Here is an 18,068-nt window from a genome sequence, read left to right as displayed (position 1 = left end):
GTGATCAGTCCACCGTCACGTAGTCGGGACCGGAGTAGCGGCCGGAGGCCAGCTTCTGCCGCTGCATCAGCAGGTCGTTGAGCAGGCTGGAGGCACCGAACCTGAACCAGTCCGGGGAGAGCCAGTCGTCACCGAGGATCTCGTTCACCATGACCAGGTACTTCATGGCGTCCTTGGTGGTACGGATACCCCCGGCCGGCTTCACTCCCACCTGGATGCCGGTGGCACTGCGGAAGTCGCGGACGGCCTCCATGAGCACCAGCGTGTTGGCGGGGGTCGCGTTGACGGTGACCTTGCCGGTGGAGGTCTTGATGAAGTCGGCCCCGGCCAGCATCGCCAGCCAGGAGGCGCGGCGGATGTTGTCGTAGGTGACGAGCTCGCCGGTTTCGAAGATCACCTTGAGGTGGGCGGCGGTGCCGTCCGGGCGCTCGCAGGCCTTCTTGATCTCGGCGATCAGCTCGTAGATCTCCAGGTACCGGCCGGAGAGGAAGGCCCCCCGGTCGATGACCATGTCGACCTCGTCGGCCCCGGCGGCGACGGCCTCGGCGGTGTCGGCCAGCTTGACCGGCAGCCCGGCCCGGCCGGAGGGGAAGGCGGTGGCGACGGCGGCGACGTTGATCGGCGCGCCGCCGAGGGCGTCCTTGGCGAAGGGGACCATGTCCGGGTAGACGCAGACGGCCGCGGTGTGCGGGACGTCCGGGTTCCCGGGGTCGGGGTTCTTGGCCTTCTGGCAGAGCGAGCGCACCTTGCCGGGGGTGTCCGCACCCTCCAGCGTGGTGAGGTCGATCATGGAGATGGCCAGATCGATGGCGTACGCCTTGGCGGTGGTCTTGATCGACCGCGTGCCGAGACCTGCGGCGCGCGCCTGCAGGCCGACGGCGTCGATGCCGGGCAGCCCGTGCAGGAAGCGTCGCAGGGACGCCTCGGAGGAGGCGACCTCGGCGAGCCCGCTCGCGGCGAGGTGCCCGCTGACAGTGGAGGAGGAGGACATGCTCACCAATCCAGCATATCTACACGCGTAGCGTTTCGTCATGGGGGCGTCCGTGTGACTTTGCCCCGCCGATGCGATTCTGAGACCCGCCCTCCCGTGGTGAACGGGGTGAACTGGGGCAGAATCGATGACCATGAGCGACACCCCGGCCCGTGAGAACACGGCCCCCACGTTTCAGGACAAGGTCTACCGGAGCGGGGGCGGCATCGTCGGTGGCGTCCTGCTCCTGGTCCTGCTCTTCTGGCTCTGCATCGACGCGATGGTGCGGGGCGCGGGCACCGCGCCGGGCCTCGCGGCGTCGGTCCTCGTCCTCGGCACCCCGCTGATCGTCGCCTTCACCCTCTGGCCCCAGGTCCGCGCGGGCGCCGACCGGCTGCTGGTGCGCAACCCCTTCCGTACGGTCGAGACGCGGTGGGACGGGGTGGAGTCGCTCACCGCGGCGCTCTCCGTCGAGCTGCGGGCGGGCGGGCACAAGTTCGTCATCTGGGCGCTGCCGGTCTCGCTGCGCCAGCGGAAGCGCGCGAACCGCCGCGCGATGATCGACGCGGGGGACCGCGGCACCGTCTCCAACGCCCCGCGCTCCGCGACGGCGCGGCAGCCGCGCCCCAGCCTCTTCGGCGCGCCGACGGCGGGCTCCTCCTCGCAGCCGACGGAGGCGTACGCGGACAAGGCGGTCGACGAGCTGAACGAACGCGTGGCCGCGTACCGCGAGGCCCTGCCGGAGGATGCGGGCGCGCCGGAGGTCAAGGTCGCCTGGAGCTGGTGGATCATCGGCCCGATCGTCGCCGGCGCGCTGGCCCTGATCATCCTCCTCGCCGTCGGCTGACCCTTCGCTCGGGGAACTTGCACCGTCCAGGGGCCGCGGGGACGCGCGAGGACCACGGGCGTGCGGATGGCCCTGCGCGCTCGGGGCTCTAGGTGCGTGGGATGGGGGCCACCTCCCGGCCGAAGGCTGGGGGAGTGGCGCGCCGCGCGGCGGGGCCGCGGATCGGCACAGCACCGCGCCCCTGGCGTAGGGCAACCAGCTGCGGGAGCGGTGGCTGCCTGTCAGAGGAAGGCGGCTCGGAGGGTGGCGAGTTCGGGCTCGGTGACGCCGTGGGCGAGCAGGTACCGGGTCGCGTCGCCGTGGGTGGTGCGGAGGGAGGCGAGGAAGGCCGTGATGAGGCCCTCGTGGACCGGGCGGGAGCGGCGTTCCGTGCCGTGTTCGTCGACGTAGTAGACCGGACCGCGGTCCAGGCCGAGGCCGGTGTTGGAGAGGTGGTAGTCCGCGACGATGTCGGCGTCGGAGACGCCGAGCGCGGAGAGGAGGGTGGCCACCGTGACGCCGGTGCGGTCCTTGCCGACCGCGCAGTGGATCAGCGCGGGCAGCGCGCCCGGCGCGGCCAGCGCGCTGACGGACGCGGCGATCGCGGGGCCCGCCGTCGCCGACATGAAGGCGTAGAGGTCCTCCAGCGTCTCCTCGCCGGCCTCGGCGTCCCGCACGTCCCGCGCGTCGTGCGCGGTCTCGCGCTCCCGCGGCGGGAACGTCGGCAGGTGCAGGAAGCGGACCTCGCCGTCCAGCGGGTGGTCCGGCCAGACCTCGAGTTCCGGCGCGGACCGCAGGTCGATGATCGTGCGCAGGCCGAGCGCGGCCAGCCGCTCCGCGCCCTCCGCGGTCAGCTCGTGGAGGGAGCCGGCGCGGTACAGCAGCGCCTCGGCGACGCGGGCGCCGCTCGTCGTGGGGAAACCCCCGGCGTCGCGCAGGTTGCGCACGCCGGGGATGAGGATCAGGCGTTCGGCACCGAATATCGACACGCCGACAGCATGTCAGATCAGATGCCCGCCGCCACGGCCAGGTCCGTCTTGAGAGACGCCAGCAGCGCCGCCGCACGCTCCCGCGCGGCGCCCAGCTCGGCGACCCCGCCGACCGGCACCACGACCTCCAGGTAGCACTTCAGCTTCGGCTCCGTCCCGGACGGGCGGACCACGACGCGCGCCGAGGAGACCCCGGGGCCGGAGAGGTGGTAGCGCAGGCCGTCCGTGGGCGGAAGCTTCTCGGAGCCCGCCTCCAGGTCCTCCGCGGAGTCGACGGAGAGACCCGCGAGCCGCGTCGGCGGCTGCTCGCGGAGCCGGGCCATGGCGTCGGCGATGACGCGCAGGTCGGCGACGCGGACCGAGAGCTGATCGGTGGCGTGCAGGCCGTGGGTGGCGGCCAGGTCGTCCAGCAGGTCCTGCAGGGTGCGGCCCTGGGCCTTCAGGGTGGCGGCGAGCTCGGCCATCAGCAGGGCGGCGCTGACGCCGTCCTTGTCGCGGACGGCGTCGGGGTCGACGCAGTAGCCCAGCGCCTCCTCGTAGCCGTAGCGCAGGCCGTCGACCCGGGACAGCCACTTGAAGCCGGTCAGCGTCTCGGCGTAGCCGAGGCCCGCCGACTCGGCGATCCGGCCGAGCAGGGAGGACGAGACGATCGTCGTGGCGAAGGTGCCCTTCGCGCCCTTCGCGACCAGGTGGGCGGCGAGCAGCGCGCCGACCTCGTCGCCGCGCAGCATGCGCCAGCCGAGGGCGTGGTCCGGGTCGCCGGAGGGGATCGCGACCGCGAGGCGGTCGGCGTCCGGGTCGTTGGCGATGACGATGTCCGGCTGGTGCTCGGCGGCGGCCGCGAAGGCCAGGTCCATCGCGCCGGGCTCCTCCGGGTTCGGGAAGGAGACGGTCGGGAACGCCGGGTCGGGGTCGCCCTGCAGGGTGACCACGGTCGGCGCGGGGAAGCCCGCGTGCTCGAACGCGGCCAGGAAGGTGCCGCGGCCGACGCCGTGCATCGGGGTGTAGACGACGGACAGGTCACGCGGCGCGTGCTCGTCCACGACGGCGGCGGCGCGGGCCAGATAGGGCTCCAGCACGTCCGCCTCGGAGAGGACCTCCCAGCCCTCGACGGCCAGCGGCACCTCGTCGAGCGTGCCGACGGCGTCGATCTCGGCGGCGATCCCGGCGTCGTGCGGCGGGACGATCTGCGAGCCGCCGAACGCGCCGCCCAGGTAGACCTTGTAGCCGTTGTCGCGCGGCGGGTTGTGGCTGGCCGTCACGGCGATGCCGGCGGCCGCGCCGAAGTGGCGGACGGCGAAGGCGAGCACGGGCGTGGGCAGCGGGCCGTGGAGCAGTGCGGCCTTGAGACCCTGGGCGACCATCACCGCGGCGGTGTCACGCGCGAAGGCCTCCGAGTTGTGGCGGGCGTCGTAGCCGACGACGACGAGCCCGGCGCTCGCTCCGCGCTTGAGGTAGGCGGCGAGGCCCGCCGCGGCGCGGATGACCACGGCGCGGTTCATCCGCATCGGCCCGGCGCCCATCTCGCCGCGCAGCCCCGCGGTGCCGAACTGCAGGGTGCCGCTGAACCGTTCGGCCAGCTCGGACCAGGCCTTCTCGCTGCCCTCGTTCGGGTCCCCCTCGGCGGCGGCGAGGAGCGTGGAGAGCTCCTTGCGGGTCTCCGGATCCGGATCCTCGGCCAGCCAGATGCGCGCCCGGGAGAGCAGATCGCCGTCGTGGTGGGCAGTCATCGCGTCACGTCCTCGTCTTCGGAAGTCGCCGCGCAGGCGCGGTGCAAGTGCTGCAAGTGCCGTGCAAAGCCGTACAAAAAGCATGGCATCCGGCGTGCGAACCGTCGGATGCCATGCGGGGGATCGAAGAAAATGGAGGGTCAGATCCGTTCGAGGACCTTGGCCAGCAGCGCGCCCATGCGGGTGGCGGAGGCGCGGCCGGCCTCCAGGACCTCTTCGTGGTTGAGCGGCTCGCCGGTGATGCCGGCGGCCAGGTTGGTGACCAGCGACAGGCCGAGCACCTCGGCGCCGGCCTCGCGGGCGGCGATGGCCTCCAGCGTGGTGGACATGCCGACCAGGTCGCCGCCGATGGCGCGGACCATGCCGATCTCGGCCGGGGTCTCGTAGTGCGGGCCGGGGAACTGGACGTAGACGCCCTCCTCCAGGGAGGGGTCGACCTCCTGGCACAGCGTGCGCAGGCGCGAGGCGTACAGGTCCGTCAGGTCCACGAAGTTGGCGCCGACGATGGGGGACGCGCCGGTGAGGTTGATGTGGTCGCTGATCAGGACCGGCTGGCCGGGCTGCATGCCCTGGCGCAGGCCGCCGCAGCCGTTGGTCAGCACGACGGTGCGGCAGCCGGCCGCGACGGCGGTGCGCACACCGTGGGCGACGGCGGCGACGCCGTGGCCCTCGTAGTAGTGGGTGCGGCCGAGGAAGACCAGGGCGCGCTTGTCGCCGACCTTGATCGACCGGATCTTGCCGGCGTGGCCCGCGACGGCGGGGGCCGGGAAGCCCGGAAGCTCGGTGATGGCGAACTCGTAGTCGGGCTTGCCCAGTTCGTCGGCGGCGGGGACCCAGCCGGAGCCCATCACGAGCGCGACGTCGTGCGCGTGGCCCTCCGTGAGCTCGCGCAGGCGCGCGGCGGCGGCCGCGGCTGCCTCGTAGGGGCTGGCGGGAGTGGAGCCGGCGTTCGGCTGGGGGAAAGCGTTCACAGAACGAGGATAACCAGAAACTCCTACGCGCGTAGAGCACAAATGGATGACATTGAGGGTGATCTCGTGCCGGTCTTCGGATGAACACACGAAAACCCGCCGGTGTGCGGCTCTCCACGGGGCCTGCGTCCGTTCTCCGCGTCGCCGCCCGGCGGGCTCAGCAGGGGCGCTTGCGCAGCTCCATGACGTAGTCGTGCGGGGCCCCCGCCGACTCCGCCGCGTCGGCGATGATGCCGAGGTAGCGCGCGGACGGCAGACCGCCCTCGTAGTCGTTGAGGACGTAGGTCCACGCGGTGACGTCGCCGTCGAGGGTGTGCACGCGCACGCGGAGCTTGCGGTAGAAGCCGAGGGGCACGCCCTCCCAGCGGTCGAGCCCCTGCTCGTCCATGGGGGCGATGTCGTACAGGGCGACGAAGACCTGGTCCTTCTCGTCCTCGACGATCGTCGCGATCGAGCCCTCCCAGCCGAACTGCTCACCGCCGAAGGTCAGCCGCCAGCCGTCCAGCCAGCCCGTGCCGCGCAGCGGCGAGTGGGGGGCACGGCGACTCATCTGCCGCGCGTCGAGGTTGCTGGCATACGCGGCGTAGAGCGTCATGGGTCCTAGCGTACGGGCCGGTGCAAGGTGCGTCCGGTTGTGCGGGACAATGGGGTACGTGACTCGGATTGTGATCATCGGTGGCGGACCTGGTGGCTACGAGGCGGCGCTGGTCGCCTCGCAACTCGGCGCGGAGGTGACCATCGTCGACCGCGACGGCCTCGGCGGCGCCGCGGTGCTCACCGACTGCGTCCCCTCGAAGACGCTGATCGCGACGGCTGAGGTGATGACCACCTTCGACAGCTCCTACGAGGAGCTCGGCATCGTCGTCGCGGACGGCGAGAGCGCCGCGAAGGAACGCTTCATCGGCGTCGACCTCGGCAAGGTCAACCGACGCGTGAAGCGGCTCGCGGTCGCCCAGTCGCACGACATCACCCAGTCCGTCACCCGCGCGGGAGTCACCGTGGTGCGCGGGTCCGGCCGCCTGGAGGGCGGGCAGGCGCTCGACGGCTCGCGGGCCGTCATCGTCGACACCGCCGAGGGGGAGAGCCACGAGCTGCGCGCCGACGTCGTGCTGCTGGCCACCGGCACCCACCCGCGCGAACTGCCGGACGCCGAGCCCGACGGCGAGCGGATCCTGACCTGGACCCAGGTCTACAACCTGGAGGAGCTTCCCGAGGAGCTCATCGTGGTCGGCTCCGGCGTCACCGGCGCCGAGTTCGCCGGCGCGTACCAGGCGCTCGGCTCCAAGGTCACCCTGGTCTCCAGCCGCGACCGCGTGCTGCCCGGCGAGGACCCGGACGCCGCCACCGTCCTGGAGGACGTCTTCCGCCGCCGCGGCATGAACGTCATGGGCCGCTCCCGCGCCGAGTCCGCGCGCCGGGTCGGCGACAAGGTCGAGGTCACCCTCTCCGACGGCCGGGTCATCACCGGCTCGCACTGCTTGATGGCGGTCGGCTCGATCCCCAACTCCGAGGGCCTGGGCCTGGAGGCGGCCGGGGTGAAGACCTCCGACTCCGGGCACATCAAGGTCGACCGGGTCTCCCGCACCTCCGCGCCCGGCGTCTACGCCGCGGGCGACGTCACCGGCGTGCTGCCGCTGGCCTCCGTCGCGGCCATGCAGGGCCGCATCGCGATGTACCACGCGCTCGGCGACGCGGTGGCGCCGCTCAACCTGAAGACGGTCTCCTCCAACGTCTTCACCGACCCCGAGATCGCCACCGTCGGCTACAGCGCCGCGGACGTCGAGTGCGGGAAGATGGACGCCGTCTGCGTCAAGCTGCCGCTGCGCAGCAACGCGCGCGCGAAGATGCAGGGCATCCGCGACGGCTTCGTGAAGCTCTACTGCCGCCCCGGCACCGGCATCGTGGTCGGCGGCGTCGTGGTGGCCCCGAAGGCGAGCGAGCTGATCCACCCGATCTCGCTGGCCGTGGACCTGAACCTGACGGTCGAGCAGATCGCCAACGCCTTCACGGTCTACCCGTCCGTGTCGGGTTCGATCGCCGAGGCAGCCCGTCAGTTGCACGTGCGCAAGCGCGCAGAGGAGAGCTGACGGCGCGTTCGGGGAGCGCGCCGCGCCAGATGTGCGGCGCACAGTGTAGAGGTGTGCGCCGGTCCGCTGCGGACGTTTTGGGCAAGTAGGCGCAATCGCCTGAAAGCTAACGGTCGTGCACGTTACCGTCTGTTTCGTGTTCGCAGCAGAACGTCGTCAGTTGATCCTCGAAATGGTGCGAGCAAACGGAGCGGTCTCGCTCCGGGAGCTCGCCCGCGTCGTCCAGACCTCCGAGGTGACCGTACGCCGAGACGTACGCGCCCTGGAGGCCGAGGGCTTGCTCGACCGCCGGCACGGGGGCGCGGTGCTCCCCGGCGGATTCTCCCGAGAGCCCGGATACCCCCAGAAGACTCACCTCGCCGCCGCCGAGAAGAGCGCCATCGCCGACCTCGCCGCGACCATGGTCGCCGAGGGTGACGCCATCGTCGTCGGCGCCGGCACCACCACGCAGGAGCTTGCGCGTCGGTTGGCCCGGGTCCCGGGCCTCACCGTCGTGACCAACTCCCTGCTGGTCGCCCAGGCGCTGGCGCACGCCAACCGCGTCGAGGTGGTGATGACCGGGGGGACGCTGCGCGGGTCCAACTACGCCCTGGTGGGCAGCGGCGCCGAGCAGTCCCTGCAGGGTCTGCGGGTCACCCGCGCCTTCATCTCCGGCAGCGGGCTGAGTGCGGAGCGCGGCCTGTCCACGACGAACATGCTGAGCGCGTCCGTCGACCGCGCGCTGGTCAACGCGGCGGCGGAGGTCGTGGTCCTGGCGGACCACAGCAAGCTCGGCAACGACACCATGTTCCAGACCGTCGCGAGCGAGGCGATCACCCACCTCGTCACGGACGAGCAGGCGACGCTGGTCGAGCCCGCGGCCCGCGAGCTGGACGCCCTGGCGGACTGCGGCGTCCAGGTCCAGCTGGCCCCGCTGACACCCCCGACGAACAGCTTCCCGGCGTCATCCCCCCAGGACGCCCCGCGCCGGCCGGCGACGTTCCCAGGGCAGCGCAGGGGCCCCGTGCCGGTGGCCTCCGGCAGGAGGTGACCTCAGGGGCGCGGGGCTCTGCCCGATGACTGCGTGCGCGAGACATCACCCGATGGGGGTACCCCCGGCCGAAGGCTGGGGGAGGATGGCCCTGCGCGTTCGGGGACCGACCTCGTGGGTGGCTTGTCGCGCACGCCGTTGTGGAGCAGAGCCTCGCGCCCCTGAGTCTGCATCCGACGCGCGATGACAGTGCAGGCCATCAACTGGATCTGATGGAAGAGCATGAGCGGTAGCACCGTGAGGCTCACCGCTGAGGCGGGGAACAGCACGGCGGCCATGGGCAGGCCACTGGCCAGGCTCTTCTTGCTGCCGCAGAAGATCAGCACGATCCGGTCCTCGCGGGAGAAGCCCAACCGCCTGCCCGCGAGTGTCGTGACGCCGAGAACCGCGAGGAGCAGCGCCAGGCACACCCCCAGCAGCAGGGCCAACCGCGCCAGGGAGAGCGAGGACCAGACGCCGTCCACCATGCCCTCGGAGAACGCGCTGTAGACGACCAGCAGGATCGACCCCCGGTCGACCAGCGTCAGCGCGGGCCTGTGCCGGGATATCCACCCGGCGATCCAGCGGCGCGAGAGCTGGCCCACCAGGAACGGCAGCAGCAGCTGCAGCAGCAGGTCCACCGCCGAGCCGGCGTCGATGCGGGCGCTGCCGCCCATCAGCCATGCCGTGAGCAGTGGTGTCAGGACGATGCCGATGAGGCTGGAGAAGGAGGCCGCGCAGACTGCCGCGGCGACGTTGCCGCCCGCGATCGAGGTGAACGCGATCGAGGACTGCACCGTGGAGGGCAGCAGCGTCAGGAAGAGCACGCCCTTCGCCAGCGACGCGCCCAGCACGGGCGCGGTCAGCGCCTGCGCGGCGACGCCGAGCAGCGGGAAGAGGGCGAAGGTGGCAAGCATGATCGCCAGGTGCAGGCGCCACTGCTTAGCGCCGTCCAGGGCGGCCCTCGGCGAGAGCCGCGCGCCGTACAGGAAGAACAGCAGGCCGATCGCGACCTCGGTGGCGACCGACACCGCGTGCGCGGCGCCGCCCCGGGCCGGGACCAGCGCAGCGAGGCCCACGGTCGAGAGGATCGCCAGCAGATACGGGTCGACGCCCGCCCGGCCGAGCGCGTTGCGCAGGGCCGGGACGGGCGTCGACGTGGTGCCGTGGCGCCGGGGTATCAGCGAGCTCAGTCCTTGATCTCGCAGATCACCGCGCCGGAGGTGACCGTGGCGCCGACCTCGGCGGTGATGCCGACGACGGTGCCCGCCTTGTGGGCGTTGAGCGGCTGCTCCATCTTCATCGCCTCGAGGACGACGACCAGGTCGCCCTCGGCGACGGTCTGGCCCTCCTCGACGGCGACCTTGACGATGGTGCCCTGCATCGGCGAGGCGAGGGTGTCACCGGAGACGGCGGAGCCGCCCTTGCCGGAGACGGCGCGGCGCTTGGCCTTGCCCGCCGCGGCCTTGGCCGGGGCCGCCGAGGCGACGCCGAGACCGGCCGGGAGGGAGACCTCGATGCGCTTGCCGCCGACCTCGACGACGACGGTCTCGCGGCCGCCCTCGCCCTCCTCCTCGCCGGCGCCGGCGCCGGCGAACGGGGGGATGGTGTTGTCGAACTCGGTCTCGATCCAGCGGGTGAAGACCGTGAACGGCGCGTCGCTGCCGGTGAGCTCGGGTGCGAACGCCGGGTCGACGACCACCGCGCGGTGGAACGGGATGGCGGTGGCCATGCCCTCGACGTTGAACTCGGCCAGCGCGCGGGCGGCGCGCTGCAGCGCCTGCTTGCGGGTGGCGCCGGTGACGACGAGCTTGGCCAGCAGGGAGTCCCAGGCCGGGCCGATGACGCTGCCGGACTCGACACCGGAGTCCAGGCGGACGCCGGGGCCGGACGGCGGGGCGAACAGGGTGACCGTCCCGGGGGCCGGCAGGAAGCCGCGGCCCGGGTCCTCGCCGTTGATGCGGAACTCGAAGGAGTGGCCGCGCAGCTCCGGGTCGTCGTAGCCCAGCGGCTCGCCGTCGGCGATGCGGAACATCTCGCGCACGAGGTCGATGCCGGTGACCTCCTCGGAGACCGGGTGCTCGACCTGGAGGCGGGTGTTGACCTCGAGGAAGGAGATGGTGCCGTCGTTGGCGACGAGGAACTCGCAGGTTCCGGCGCCGACGTAGCCGGCCTCCTTCAGGATGGCCTTGGAGGCCCGGTACAGCTCCGCGACCTGCGCCTCGCTGAGGAACGGCGCGGGGGCCTCCTCGACGAGCTTCTGGTGGCGGCGCTGCAGCGAGCAGTCACGGGTGGAGACGACGACCACGTTGCCGTGCTGGTCGGCGAGGCACTGGGTCTCGACGTGGCGCGGCTTGTCGAGGTAGCGCTCGACGAAGCACTCGCCGCGGCCGAAGGCGGCGACGGCCTCGCGGACGGCGGACTCGTACAGCTCGGGGATCTCCTCGAGCGTGCGGGCGACCTTCAGGCCGCGACCGCCACCGCCGAAGGCGGCCTTGATGGCGATCGGCAGGCCGTGCTCCTGGGCGAACGCGACGACCTCGTCCGGGCCGGAGACCGGGTCCGGCGTGCCGGCGACCAGCGGCGCACCGGCGCGCTGGGCGACGTGACGGGCGGTGACCTTGTCACCGAGGTCACGGATGGCCTGCGGCGGCGGCCCGATCCAGATCAGACCCGCGTCCAGGACGGCCTGGGCGAAGTCGGCGTTCTCGGAGAGAAAGCCGTAGCCCGGGTGGATGGCGTCCGCGCCCGAGTCGGCTGCGGCCTTCAGTACCTTCGCGATGTCCAGATAGCTGCTTGCCGGCGTGTCGCCACCGAGAGCGAAGGCCTCGTCGGCAGCGCGGACGTGCAACGCGTCCCGGTCAGGCTCGGCGTAGACGGCGACGCTGGCGATCCCGGCATCGCGGCAGGCACGGGCGACGCGGACAGCGATTTCTCCGCGGTTGGCGATGAGCACCTTGCGCACAATGGCTCCCTTCTTGAACCCCGGAGAGTCTAGGGAATCGCGAGGTGTACCCACGAGTCCGTTCCGGTGGTGACCTTGCCCACACGCAGGGTGAGCAGTGCTTTCCACGGTACGCCGTCCGGGTTGTGGCGGGGTTGAGCACACCTCTTCCGCCGTTGACTACTACTCAGTAAGGTGCGCCCATGCGGAGATGGACGGCGATATCGGCGACGGTCCTGCTGGTGCTGGAGGCGGGCGTCTCGCTGCTGGCGGCCCTGTTGCTCGGCGCGGTGGCGCACAAGCAGCACATGCAGTTCGCGGGCGTGTCGTACACGGCGATCGCCGACGCCTCGTACGTGGGCCTCGGCCTGCAGGCGGTCTTCCTGCTGCTGGTCGCGGGCGTGCTGATCCGCGTGGCGGTGGGCGCTCAGGACCGCCCGTTCGGGCGGCCCACCCGTTTCCTGCTGATCGCCGCGGCGGTCTTCCACGGCGTGCTGGCGGCGTTGATGCTGGCCCTTTCGGGGGTGTGGACCTTCCTGGTCGTCGCCCTCACGTTGACGCTTCTTGTCCTGATGTTCTTCACTCCGACGCGACCGTCGCCGCAGCAGGCGCCGGTGCCTGCTGCGCCGGCTTCGTGACATCCGCCACGAACTCGACGACGTCGGATCCGTAGTTGTCCGGCTGGAGCACCTTGAAGAGCAGTGCGAAGGTGCCGACCGCACCGTGCTTGTGACTCAACTCACGGTACGCGCGACGAAGATGGCGTACTCCGGCGAGGTTCGACACGGCGGTCTGACCGCAGATCAGGAACGTCGGCAGCCCCTGCGCGCCGACCGCGACCCGGGCGAGCAGCACGTAGTCGGCCACCCCCGCCTCGCGCGCGTAGTGGGTGCCGCCGATGACGAACTCGTTGGTCTTGGTGACCTCCCACTCCGCGAAGTGGGAGAAGCCGGGGAACTTCAGCTTCAGGTGCGCGGCCGTCCGCTCGTTGGCGACGGGTCCGCCGATGCAGAACTCGGCGCGGTCACCGATCCCTTGGCGGATCTGGTTGGCGGGCAGCACGGTGTACTGGGCGCCGCACTCGTACACCAGGGCGGAGAGCTCCATCAGCCCGTAGACGTCGTTCTGCGCGACGATGCGGTCGCCGTCCGCGGAGCCCGCCTTGCGCGGCACGACGAGCAGCGCGTTGCCACCGCTGCGCAGACCGAAGAACGCGCGCTTCCGGTCCAGTCGCCGACGCCTCAACAGCGCCTGCAGCAGCCACGCGAGCGCTGCGCTGACGGCGCTGGAGGTCACCCCGAGCACGATGTTCCATATGTCGCCGCTGTTCACTGGCCTGCCCCCGAGCAGAAGTCGCGCCGGACCGAATCCGGGATTCCGACAGAGAGCATGCCCTACCGGCGGGTTCACGCCCAGAGGTCGGTGATCCTCACGTCGACCTCGGCCAGGAGCCTGCGCAGCAACGGAAGTGACAGGCCGATGACGTTGCCGTGGTCGCCCTCGATGCGGTCGACGAACGGGGCGCTGCGGCCGTCCAGGGTGAAGGCACCGGCGACGTGGAGCGGCTCGCCGGAGGCGACGTAGGCGTCGATCTCCGCGTCGTCGGGGGTGCCGAAGTGGACCGTGGTGGAGGCCGTCGCCGACGCGCGGGCGCCGGTACGGGTGTCGATGACGCAGTGGCCCGTCTGAAGGACGCCGCTGCGGCCGCGCATGGACGTCCAGCGGGCGCGGGCGTCGGTGGCGTCGGACGGCTTGCCCAGAGCCTTGCCGTCCAGCTCCAGGACGGAGTCGCAGCCGACGACGAGCTCGCCGTCGGCCAGCGCGGCGGCGACAGCGGCCGCCTTCGCCTCGGCGAGGACCAGCGCGAGCTCCGCCGGCGTGGGCGCGGAAAGCGCGTCCTCGTCGACGCCGCTGACGATCACCTTCGGGTCCAGGCCGGCCTGCCGCAGCAGGCCGAGGCGCGCGGGGGAGGCGGAGGCGAGGACGAGCGTGCGCTTCGGGCTGGTCATGCCACCAGGGTAGAGGGCTCCGCGTGTCCGGCCGGAAGGCGGTTCTCAGACCATGACCACGATCATCGCCAGGGACATGCACAGGGCGATGAGGATGCCGACCCGCCGGAGCAGCCCGCGGATGCGGGCCGCTTCCGCCGGGGTGTCGTCCGTGGGATCTGACCAGAGCACGCGTCAACTGTGCGCCGCGGGCCTGCGGCGGTGCATGAGTACGCGTACTCAACTTGCCCGCCGGTGCCGTGAACCAGCCCCTGTGGTCCGTCCGCGGACGGACCACAGGGGCTGTTCTGCGCCGGTGCGGGCAGGACCTCAGCGGCCGGCCCAGGCGGAGGTGCGCCAGGCGTTCGGGCCCGGGTGGGGCATCCGCCGCACCAGGGCCGCGCGGTCGCGCCAGACGTCGGCGCGGGACTGCTCCGGGGCGGCAGCGGCGCCGGCTGCCGCCCGGGCCGAGACCACCGCCAGGACGGCGGCGAGCTCCTCGGGGTTGGGCTGCCCGTGCAGCACGCGGATAGGGGCCATCAGGCCGGTACCTCTCTTCCGACTTGCGACAAGCCGACGACGGGCGGTTACAGCGGGATGTTGCCGTGCTTCTTCGGCGGCAGGGTCTCGCGCTTGTTGCGCAGCGCGCGCAGGCCCCTGACGATGTGCTGGCGGGTCTCCGAGGGCAGGACCACCGCGTCGACGTAGCCGCGCTCGGCCGCGATGTACGGGTTGAGCAGGGTGTCCTCGTAGTCCTGCATCAGCTCGGCCCGCTTCGTCTCCGGGTCGTCGGCCGCGGCGATGGTGCTGCGGTGCAGGATGCCCACCGCGCCCTGCGCGCCCATGACGGCGATCTGCGCCGTCGGCCAGGCCAGGTTGAGGTCCGCGCCCAGGTGCTTGGAGCCCATGACGTCGTACGCGCCGCCGAAGGCCTTGCGGGTGATGACCGTGATCAGCGGGACGGTCGCCTCGGCGTAGGCGTAGATCAGCTTGGCGCCGCGGCGGATGATGCCGTCCCACTCCTGGTCCGTGCCGGGCAGGAAGCCGGGGACGTCGACGAAGGTCAGCACCGGGATGTTGAACGCGTCACAGGTCCGCACGAAGCGGGAGGCCTTCTCGGAGGCGTCGATGTCCAGGCAGCCGGCGAACTGCATCGGCTGGTTGGCGACGACGCCGACCGGGTGACCCTCGACGCGACCGAAGCCGGTCAGGATGTTCGGCGCGAACAGGGACTGCGTCTCCAGGAACTCGCCGTCGTCGAGCACGTGCTCGATGACCTTGTGCATGTCGTACGGCTGGTTGGCCGAGTCCGGGACGATCGCGTCCAGCTCCTCGTCCTCGGCGGTGGTGGCGAGGTCCGCCTCCTCCGGGAACGCAGGCGGCTCCTCCAGGTTGTTCGACGGCAGGTAGGACAGGAGCGCCTTGACGTACTCGATGGCCTCCTTCTCGTCCGAGGCCATGTGGTGCGCCACGCCCGACTTGGAGTTGTGGGCCCGGGCGCCGCCCAGCTCCTCCATGCCGACGTCCTCGCCGGTGACCGTCTTGATGACGTCCGGGCCGGTGATGAACATGTGCGAGGTCTGGTCGGCCATCACGATGAAGTCCGTGATCGCGGGAGAGTAGACCGCGCCGCCCGCGCAGGGGCCCATGATCAGCGAGATCTGCGGGATCACGCCGGAGGCCAGCACGTTGCGGCGGAAGATCTCGCCGTAGAGGCCGAGCGAGGCCACGCCCTCCTGGATGCGGGCGCCGCCGGAGTCGTTGATGCCGATCATCGGGCAGCCGGTCTTCAGGGCGAAGTCCATCACCTTGACGATCTTCTCGCCGAAGACCTCGCCGAGGGACCCGCCGAAGACGGTGAAGTCCTGGGCGAAGACCGCGACCTGACGGCCGTCGACGGTGCCGTAACCGGTCACCACGCCGTCGCCGTAGGGGCGGTTCTTCTCCTGGCCGAAGTTGGTGGAGCGGTGCCGGGCGAACTCGTCGAACTCGACGAAGGAGTCCTCGTCCAGCAGCTGACGCACCCGCTCACGGGCCGTCATCTTGCCCTTGGCGTGCTGCTTCTCCACGGCTCGCGCCGAACCCGAGTGGACCGCCTCGTCGATGCGGCGGCGCAGGTCGGCGATCTTGCCGGCGGTGGTGTGGATGTCCACGTCGGCGTTGGCGTGGTCGGCGGAGGACATGGGTGGGCGGCTCCCGTCAGGAGGGGTAGTACCGCTGGCGTTCCAGCAAGGGGATACGCGCGGCACCAACGGGTGGGTTTCCGATCAGTAGGTTAGCCACGACGGCCTGCCTCGGATATGGCGAGTGACAGGGGTCATACGCTAGGTGTCGTGAGCGAATCCCCCTGGAGTGACCTTGACCGCCCGCCGCTGCGGGCCGCGCAGCTGAACCGCGACCCGGGGCGGCTCGGCGCGCTGTGGAACAGTGTCGACGTCGTCACCGAGACCGGCTCGACCAACGTCGACCTGGCGAATCTCGCCGCCAAGGGCGCTCCGGAGGGCGCGGTGCTGGTCGCCGAGGTCCAGACCCACGGCAAGGGCCGGCTCGACCGCAGCTGGTCCGCGCCGCCCCGCTCGGGGATCTTCCTGTCCGCGTTGCTCCGTCCGAGTGACGCGGGCGTGCCGCGGGACAACTGGAGCTGGCTGCCGCTGCTGGTCGGCGTCGCCGCGGCCAGCGCGCTCACGCGCGCGGCGGAGACCCAGGTGCGACTGAAGTGGCCGAACGACCTGCTGGTCACCGTGGGCAAGGAGGAACGCAAGGTCGGCGGCATCCTCACCGAGCTGGCCGACAACGGGCGCGCGGTGATCGCGGGCATGGGCGTCAACGTCACCCTGCGTGAGAGCGAGCTGCCGGTGCCGACGGCGGGTTCGCTGGCGCTGGCTCAGGCGGCCGTGACGGACCGCGAGATCCTGCTGCGCGAGCTGCTGCGCACCTTCTCCGAGCTGTACCAGGAGTGGTGCGCGGACGGCGGCGACCCGACCGCGACGCGGCTGCGCGAGGCGTACCTCTCCCAGTGCGCGACCATCGGCAAGCACGTGCGGGTGCTGCTGCCCGGCGACACGCAGGTGGTCGGCGAGGCTGTCGACGTCGACGACCTCGGCCGGCTGGTGCTGCGCGAGCCGAGCGGCGCGGAGCACGCCGTCTCCGCGGGCGACGTGATCCACGTGCGGGGCGCGTGAGCCGGGGAGCCCCAGCCGGGGCGTGTGAGCCGGGGCGTGTGTATTCCGGCGTGTGAGTTTCCAGCGCGTGGGTTCTCACCGGGGCGGATGCTCCGGACAGGCCCATTCCGTGCGAGTATCACTGGGCGAGGTGTGAGCAAGGACACGCCCGTCGCGGGGGCACGGGTGCGTCACAAGGACGGACGGGACGGCGAACAGGTGGGCGACCGGGAACGGGAGCGGGATCGACTCGGTGCTGAGCAGCACCACCGCGACTCCGTGGCCCTGCAGCTGGAACAGCTGATCCTGGACTCGGAGCGCCAGTACACCCCCTACCAGGCGGCCCGCGCCGCCGGCGTCTCCATGGAGCTCGCCTCCCGCTTCTGGCGCGCCATGGGCTTCGCCGACATCGGCCAGTCCCGCGCGCTGACGGAGACCGACGTCATCGCGCTGCGCCGACTCGCGGGCATGGTCGAGGCGGGTCTGCTGAGCGAGCGGATGGCCATCCAGGTCGCCCGCTCCACCGGCCAGACGACCGCCCGGCTGGCGGAGTGGCAGATCGACACCTTCCTTGAGCACCTCACCTCCGCCTCCGAGCCGGGCCTGACCCGGGCCGAGGTCGCCTACCCGCTGGTCGAGCTGCTGCTGCCGGAGCTGGAGCAGTTCCTCATCTACGTCTGGCGCCGTCAGCTGGCGGCCGTCACCGGCCGGGTCGTCCAGGCGGAGAACGACGAGGAGATGCAGAGCGGCCGTCTTGCGGTCGGCTTCGCCGACCTGGTCGGCTTCACGCGTCTGTCCCGCCGTCTGGAGGACGACGAACTCGGCGAACTGGTCGAGAACTTCGAGACCACCTGCGCGGATCTGGTGGCCGGTCGCGGCGGACGCCTGGTCAAGACCCTCGGCGACGAGATCCTCTTCGTCGCGGACGAGGCGGCGACGGCGGGCGACATCGGACTCGCCCTGGTGGAGACGCTCGGCAAGGACGACTCGATGCCGGCCCTCCGGGTCGGCATCGCCTTCGGCACGGTGACCACACGCATGGGCGACGTCTTCGGCACGACGGTGAACCTGGCGTCCCGCCTCACCTCGATCGCCCCGAAGGACGCGGTGCTGTGCGACGAGGAACTCGCCGGCGCGCTGGAACGCGAGGGCGCGGTCCCCCCTTCGGAGGAGGGCGGAACGGACGCCCTGCAGACCATCTCCTCGGTCGGCGTCACCCCCGCCTCCAGCGAGGGCCAGCACGTCCAACCACCCCTGCCGGACGCGGAGTACCGCTTCTCCCTCCAACCCATGTGGCGCCGCCCGGTCCGCGGCCTCGGCCTGGTCGAACCCTGGCTCCTCTCCCGCCGCACCCCGGGCGCGTGAGCCGCTGGGCCGTTCAGTCCGTCGTCCT

General features: G+C 71.6%; 18 protein-coding genes. 6 read left to right on the top strand and 12 right to left on the bottom strand.

Translation table 11 applies throughout. The annotated features are described in order from the left end of the window. Positions 1 to 4: 4 nt before the first annotated feature. On the bottom strand, positions 5 to 991 hold the full coding sequence (gene deoC, locus TR49_RS19510) for a deoxyribose-phosphate aldolase (RefSeq protein WP_236653450.1): 987 nt from the start codon (positions 989 to 991) through the stop codon (positions 5 to 7). Positions 992 to 1,124: 133 nt separating this feature from the next. Between deoC and TR49_RS19505 the strand changes: the two genes are divergently transcribed. Beyond that, positions 1,125 to 1,817: a PH domain-containing protein gene (locus TR49_RS19505; protein ID WP_052434448.1), complete on the top strand. Its 693-nt coding sequence runs from the start codon at positions 1,125 to 1,127 to the stop codon at positions 1,815 to 1,817. Positions 1,818 to 2,038: 221 nt separating this feature from the next. Here TR49_RS19505 and TR49_RS19500 read toward each other — a convergent pair whose 3' ends face one another. From TR49_RS19500 to TR49_RS19485, 4 genes are all read right to left on the bottom strand, one after another. Next, positions 2,039 to 2,785, bottom strand: a complete 747-nt coding sequence (locus TR49_RS19500; RefSeq protein ID WP_042383255.1) for a tyrosine-protein phosphatase — start codon at positions 2,783 to 2,785, stop codon at positions 2,039 to 2,041. A gap of 17 nt (positions 2,786 to 2,802) precedes the next feature. Next, positions 2,803 to 4,515, bottom strand: coding sequence for a phospho-sugar mutase (locus TR49_RS19495; RefSeq protein WP_042383253.1), 1,713 nt, complete (start codon positions 4,513 to 4,515; stop codon positions 2,803 to 2,805). Between the two features lie 140 nt (positions 4,516 to 4,655). After that, on the bottom strand, positions 4,656 to 5,486 hold the full coding sequence (locus TR49_RS19490) for a purine-nucleoside phosphorylase (RefSeq protein WP_042383251.1): 831 nt from the start codon (positions 5,484 to 5,486) through the stop codon (positions 4,656 to 4,658). A gap of 157 nt (positions 5,487 to 5,643) precedes the next feature. After that, a complete protein-coding gene (locus tag TR49_RS19485) occupies positions 5,644 to 6,081 on the bottom strand; it encodes a gamma-glutamylcyclotransferase family protein (protein ID WP_042383248.1) in 438 nt (145 codons plus the stop codon). 49 nt (positions 6,082 to 6,130) lie between these two features. Between TR49_RS19485 and TR49_RS19480 the strand changes: the two genes are divergently transcribed. Beyond that, entirely contained in the window at positions 6,131 to 7,573 is a 1,443-nt protein-coding gene (locus tag TR49_RS19480) for an NAD(P)H-quinone dehydrogenase (RefSeq protein ID WP_042383245.1), read from the top strand. A 172-nt stretch (positions 7,574 to 7,745) separates the two neighbouring features. Continuing rightward, positions 7,746 to 8,603: a DeoR/GlpR family DNA-binding transcription regulator gene (locus tag TR49_RS19475; RefSeq protein ID WP_439654117.1), complete on the top strand. Its 858-nt coding sequence runs from the start codon at positions 7,746 to 7,748 to the stop codon at positions 8,601 to 8,603. A gap of 2 nt (positions 8,604 to 8,605) precedes the next feature. On the opposite strand, the gene TR49_RS19470 is transcribed toward TR49_RS19475, so the two are convergent. Both TR49_RS19470 and TR49_RS19465 read right to left on the bottom strand, forming a co-directional pair. Beyond that, the gene (locus TR49_RS19470) at positions 8,606 to 9,661 is read right to left on the bottom strand and encodes a bile acid:sodium symporter family protein (protein WP_063770133.1); all 1,056 of its coding nucleotides are present in this window, start codon (positions 9,659 to 9,661) and stop codon (positions 8,606 to 8,608) included. 110 nt (positions 9,662 to 9,771) lie between these two features. After that, positions 9,772 to 11,547: an acetyl/propionyl/methylcrotonyl-CoA carboxylase subunit alpha gene (locus TR49_RS19465; RefSeq protein ID WP_042383243.1), complete on the bottom strand. Its 1,776-nt coding sequence runs from the start codon at positions 11,545 to 11,547 to the stop codon at positions 9,772 to 9,774. Positions 11,548 to 11,729: 182 nt separating this feature from the next. Between TR49_RS19465 and TR49_RS40115 the strand changes: the two genes are divergently transcribed. Then, entirely contained in the window at positions 11,730 to 12,164 is a 435-nt protein-coding gene (locus TR49_RS40115) for a hypothetical protein (protein WP_052434447.1), read from the top strand. On the opposite strand, the gene TR49_RS19455 is transcribed toward TR49_RS40115, so the two are convergent. The 5 genes from TR49_RS19455 to TR49_RS19440 all read right to left on the bottom strand — a co-directional run bounded on the left by TR49_RS19455 (position 12,106) and on the right by TR49_RS19440 (position 15,697). After that, the gene (locus TR49_RS19455; RefSeq protein WP_236653439.1) at positions 12,106 to 12,822 is read right to left on the bottom strand and encodes a hypothetical protein; all 717 of its coding nucleotides are present in this window, start codon (positions 12,820 to 12,822) and stop codon (positions 12,106 to 12,108) included. The genes TR49_RS40115 and TR49_RS19455 overlap by 59 nt on opposite strands. Positions 12,823 to 12,932: 110 nt before the next feature. Next, the gene (locus TR49_RS19450; RefSeq protein ID WP_042383241.1) at positions 12,933 to 13,535 is read right to left on the bottom strand and encodes a nucleoside triphosphate pyrophosphatase; all 603 of its coding nucleotides are present in this window, start codon (positions 13,533 to 13,535) and stop codon (positions 12,933 to 12,935) included. A gap of 45 nt (positions 13,536 to 13,580) precedes the next feature. Next, entirely contained in the window at positions 13,581 to 13,706 is a 126-nt protein-coding gene (mmpB, locus tag TR49_RS46435; RefSeq protein WP_268874100.1) for a morphogenic membrane protein MmpB, read from the bottom strand. A 138-nt stretch (positions 13,707 to 13,844) separates the two neighbouring features. Next, on the bottom strand, positions 13,845 to 14,054 hold the full coding sequence (locus tag TR49_RS19445; RefSeq protein ID WP_042383240.1) for an acyl-CoA carboxylase subunit epsilon: 210 nt from the start codon (positions 14,052 to 14,054) through the stop codon (positions 13,845 to 13,847). Between the two features lie 47 nt (positions 14,055 to 14,101). Then, positions 14,102 to 15,697, bottom strand: a complete 1,596-nt coding sequence (locus tag TR49_RS19440) for an acyl-CoA carboxylase subunit beta (RefSeq protein WP_042383238.1) — start codon at positions 15,695 to 15,697, stop codon at positions 14,102 to 14,104. 117 nt (positions 15,698 to 15,814) lie between these two features. On the opposite strand from TR49_RS19440, the gene TR49_RS19435 reads away from it, so the two are divergent. After that, positions 15,815 to 16,696, top strand: coding sequence for a biotin--[acetyl-CoA-carboxylase] ligase (locus TR49_RS19435; RefSeq protein ID WP_042383237.1), 882 nt, complete (start codon positions 15,815 to 15,817; stop codon positions 16,694 to 16,696). 87 nt (positions 16,697 to 16,783) lie between these two features. Beyond that, positions 16,784 to 18,040: an adenylate/guanylate cyclase domain-containing protein gene (locus TR49_RS19430; protein WP_084725056.1), complete on the top strand. Its 1,257-nt coding sequence runs from the start codon at positions 16,784 to 16,786 to the stop codon at positions 18,038 to 18,040. Positions 18,041 to 18,068 lie beyond the last annotated feature (28 nt).

Source organism: Streptacidiphilus melanogenes, assembly GCF_000787835.1.
GTDB lineage: Bacteria > Actinomycetota > Actinomycetes > Streptomycetales > Streptomycetaceae > Streptacidiphilus > Streptacidiphilus melanogenes.
Note: the sequence above shows the minus strand (reverse complement) of the source record. Positions and strands in the feature narration are given on the sequence as shown.